This is a genomic window from Acanthopleuribacter pedis (assembly GCF_017377855.1).
Classification (GTDB): domain Bacteria; phylum Acidobacteriota; class Holophagae; order Acanthopleuribacterales; family Acanthopleuribacteraceae; genus Acanthopleuribacter; species Acanthopleuribacter pedis.
The window spans coordinates 1-3168 of sequence record NZ_JAFREP010000085.1 but is presented as its reverse complement, the minus strand read 5'-3'; the positions used below and the strand labels follow the sequence as shown (position 1 = coordinate 3168).

Sequence of the window (3168 nt, the reverse complement as noted above, 5' to 3'; positions counted from 1 at the left end):
TGAGAATAAATTTCGGTGGGCTTATCAATCAAGCCCGCCAGAGCATGTCTCATGCCGCAATTTTACCATAAATACTTAGTTACAAACAGGTTAATCTGTAATTTTCTCTCTTAACTTAACGGCATTGCGTGTATGCCACGGCTTTTTTGAGAACGAAAAGCCTCTACTTACATCAACGCAAACCGTTGCTGGTTTTTCCAAAAAAGTCGGAACTTTTACCGTTCGTTTCTTGCAAGCATTTTGAAGCAGGAATTTTATGGCGGATTTTTTTCTGATGCATTTGGGTCGCCGGGTTCCGAACTTGATCACACGGCGGCCAGTGTCACCGTCTCTTTGCGGCAGCCGCCCGTCTACGATCCGGCGGCACAGGGCTAGGCATCGCGTTTATGAGGTGCCGTATTCATTGATGACCGCGACGGAGGATGCCGCTTCCAACGCGACCCGAACCAGCCACGCGCCGGAGCTTGCCCGTCTATCTTGATAACGCCATCGCCTTCTTCGGGAAACCCGAAACGAGCACTTTTGCGGGCCAAAGCATGCCGGATTTTTACCCTGAGCTTATGTTGTTCCTCAGTTTCCGGCGGTACGGAAATCAGGTCCCTTTCAAAAGCGAACCGCACGATTTTGGCCGGTGTGTAGATTTCGTCGTCGTCCAGGTACGCCAGCAAGTAGTCGTACTTACGGGACGACCCACGCCGCGCTTTTGACTGACTCCTGGTGCTGGGAAATTGTGGTCGTGAACTTTCTGATCGGTCATGGTTGTTCTCCTCTCGGGCTGGTGTCTACCTCAAAAACCCGCTAACCTTTTCTGAGAAAACAACTTATTCAATCTATTGGTGATATGATCTGTTATCACAATCAAAACGTTTCATGGCAAGGGCACACCTCGATCCCCCGCCTCGGAGAGCGCTTGGCAAATGGCGAAACCGACAACGAGTCCATCCACCAACTGGTATCTCAGTTCTTGGGCTTACAGCAATCCGTTCATACCAAACGGGCGTATCGTGCCGACCTGAAACAGTTCACCACCTACCTGATTCAGCGCGACTTGTCTCACGATTTCCTACTCAAGGTTTCGCCACGTGAGTTACATGCTGAATCGATTGCGTTTCTGAACCGGCAAACCAAACGTGACCCAGTCAGCGGACACATTCTCAACACCAACACCTTGAACCGCAAGCGCTATTGCCTGGCCTCGTTTTTCCAATACTTGCATTCGGTGTATGGGTACCCCCACAACCCCATTCACGGCATTAAGGCCTACCCGAAACAGGAAGCCAGCAACACGCCGATCCTGTCGGCCGAGGAAATCCGCTCGTTGATCAAAACGCTTTCTGAGCGACGGTCGGAGGGGTTCTCCGCGTTCCGAAACTATTTGGTCATTGCCACCCTCTTTCATTTTGCTTTACGTCGCACCGAACTCGCCGGTCTGCGCTGGGATCAACTTCATCCCAATCCCTGGCATTTCGCCATCAGACAAAAAGGGAACCGCTTGAAGTATGTCCCCGTGTTTCCCGAACTCATGGCCAGGCTTAATGAGTATCGTTTGGTCGCCCCCGAGGGCGAGTACCTGTTTTCACCGGCACAGAACAACCGCACGAAAAGCCTCAACAAACCGTTATCCACCAAAAGTATTCTCAACATCGTGGCCAAAATCAGCACACTTTACCTGGATGGAAAACACATTACGCCGCACAGTTTTCGGGCATCTTTTATCTGTCATGCGCGCGACTTAGGTCTCGACGATAAGACCATCATGAATGCCACCGGACAGACCAGTACCCGAACCCTGAACTATTACGATATTCGAAATCGTCTTCGTTCCAACGGGGTACTCTTTTTCCGAGATTGGTTCGCTTAAACCCACACCAGACCTCGGTTTTTCTGGTATGATTATTCGCGGATAAACAACTTATTCTATTGGTGATAACAGATCTTACCACAATCAAAATTAATTCGGGGCATCCGGCTCAGGTGGAGAAACTGATATCGGCTTCGACGGGTCAAAAGGTGCAGAGGTTAGATTACCTGAACAAAGGTTTTTACGAGGAACGGGACGGTAAGCCGCCCCGTTCCGTGGGTATTGCTCGATGCGGGTGCAGGGGTATTCCCCCGGATTGGAACGTGTCGCCATATTGCGAATCACGTGGAACGGGTGGTCCCAGGGCGATTCTGGAGGGTGTCGGCCGCGTATGTACCAACAAACGCTTTGCCATAGGTGTCTTCCAACACTTGGGTAAGAACTTGCCCCAAGGCAGGAAGAGCGGCCTGATAGGCAGATTCTCTGGTCGGGTGAACCACGGGGATTTTGGCGGGATCGGCCACAATACTTCTCCCATGTTGTTGCACGGCCCAGGTGAACCCGTCGTGGTACCAACTCACCAAAATGTGGGGAAGTCCATCAACCGGCTGAATCATGTGTTTCATGACGCGACACCGGGAGCTTTTTGGGTACGCTTAACAATCTTGCGTAACGCTTCGGTCGGTTCAAGTCCGAGATCCCAAATGTACTGTTCGAGCTTCGCCAGCGCGGCTTCTTGATCGAAGTCTTCTTCCTTTTGCCGAATTTCCCCGTTGTGGATAGCCTTGCAGCGAAGGATGTAATCACAAATTTTCTGGAAGTGTTTGCGCCTGCGTTCGGGATTGAATCCAGGATTGATATATCCACCAGTGACCCCACCTTCAAAACTGTGGTTCAGCGAGCGTTTTACTTTGAGGTAATCCAAACCCACGTCGTCGGCAATAGAAGCGAAGGTCCGACGACATGCGTGGAGGCCGAAGTCGATACCGACCATTTTGCTGAGGATTTTTGGGTACGTCCCGTAGTCGGTGATCGGTTTATGAACACACTGGACCGAGGGAAAAACATATGGGCTTATCGTTATTCGCTGATGATGTAAATCCCGCAGTAACTCCCACGGGTACGAGGACAACGGGATCAGGTGATCCCTATTGTTCTTTACGCCGGTGAATTGGGCCTGTTCATCATTAGTTTGTCCTGGGAGAAAGATGACACCCAGTTTCAGGTCTACATAGTCCCACTGTATTTGGCAAGCAAAAAGGGACCCACCTCGATCACCGAAAAGGGACCCACCGTTTTTGTGGGTACACGGATTCCCGGCTCTCTCAGCTTGAGGTGAAGAGCCTTTGGTTGATGGTGGTGTTTCG

General features: G+C 50.9%; 3 protein-coding genes. 1 reads left to right on the top strand and 2 read right to left on the bottom strand.

What is annotated here, in order from left to right:
• Positions 1-910: 910 nt before the first annotated feature.
• Positions 911-1861 carry a tyrosine-type recombinase/integrase gene (locus J3U88_RS33915; RefSeq protein WP_207863662.1) on the top strand — a complete coding sequence of 317 codons (951 nt, stop codon included), beginning with the start codon at positions 911-913 and terminating at the stop codon, positions 1859-1861.
• 281 nt (positions 1862-2142) lie between these two features.
• Here the strand turns inward: J3U88_RS33915 and J3U88_RS33910 are convergent, their stop codons facing one another.
• Both J3U88_RS33910 and J3U88_RS33905 read right to left on the bottom strand, forming a co-directional pair.
• Positions 2143-2427, bottom strand: coding sequence for a hypothetical protein (locus J3U88_RS33910; protein ID WP_207863661.1), 285 nt, complete (start codon positions 2425-2427; stop codon positions 2143-2145).
• The coding region (locus J3U88_RS33905; protein WP_207863660.1) for a tyrosine-type recombinase/integrase at positions 2424-3168 on the bottom strand (745 nt) is incomplete at its 5' end. The genes J3U88_RS33905 and J3U88_RS33910, both read right to left, overlap by 4 nt.